The 633-nt window shown below is 50.1% G+C and carries 1 pseudogene; it reads left to right on the top strand.

The annotated features are described in order from the left end of the window. A pseudogene (locus tag LIZ87_RS22080) lies at nucleotides 1-605 on the top strand (MobQ family relaxase); the annotation flags it as partial. Nucleotides 606-633 lie beyond the last annotated feature (28 nt).

The raw sequence follows: 633 nt of genomic DNA, 5'->3' as shown, positions 1-633 counted from the left end.
CTTCACAGGACTTAAAGGCAGTCAGCGAAGCCCTGTCCTATCTCCGGCAAAAGGGACTTTCCACTGTGGAGGACTTAGAAGCGTTTCTGGAATCTTCCGGGAAATCAGCCGCAGATTACCGCAATCAGATGAAGCCAAAGGAAGCCCGCAGCAAAGTGATTGACGGGATTCTTGCCAGCCGGACAGACTGCAAGGAATGTAAGCCTGTCTATGAGAAGTACCAGAAGATATTTTTCAAGAAAACAAAGGAGAAATTCAAACAGGAACACCCGGAGGTTGCCCGGTATGCGAAAGCCGCCTCCTACCTTGCCAAGCACCCGGACGATAAGGACAGTACCCAAAAGGAGCTGCAAGAGGAGCAGGAAACGCTTCTGGAAGAAATTGCAGCCCTGAAAACACCGCTGACCGAGGTACAGGAGGATTTGAAGAAGCTGCGGGACATTCGCTACTGGGTACGGAAAGCCACCCCCGGCACAGAAGAAAGCAAAGAGCCGCCCAAGAAACAGCCTATCAAAGAAGTCTTGCAGGATAAGGCTGACGAGAAAAAAGCACAAAGAACTGTCCCGGCACAGACGAAGCACAAACAACAGGATATGGAACTTTAACAGGCACTTGCCATTTTCAATCAGAGAA

The organism is Lacrimispora sp. 210928-DFI.3.58 (assembly GCF_020554865.1).
In the GTDB taxonomy this organism is placed as follows: domain Bacteria; phylum Bacillota; class Clostridia; order Lachnospirales; family Lachnospiraceae; genus Enterocloster.
Note: the sequence above shows the minus strand (reverse complement) of the source record. Positions and strands in the feature narration are given on the sequence as shown.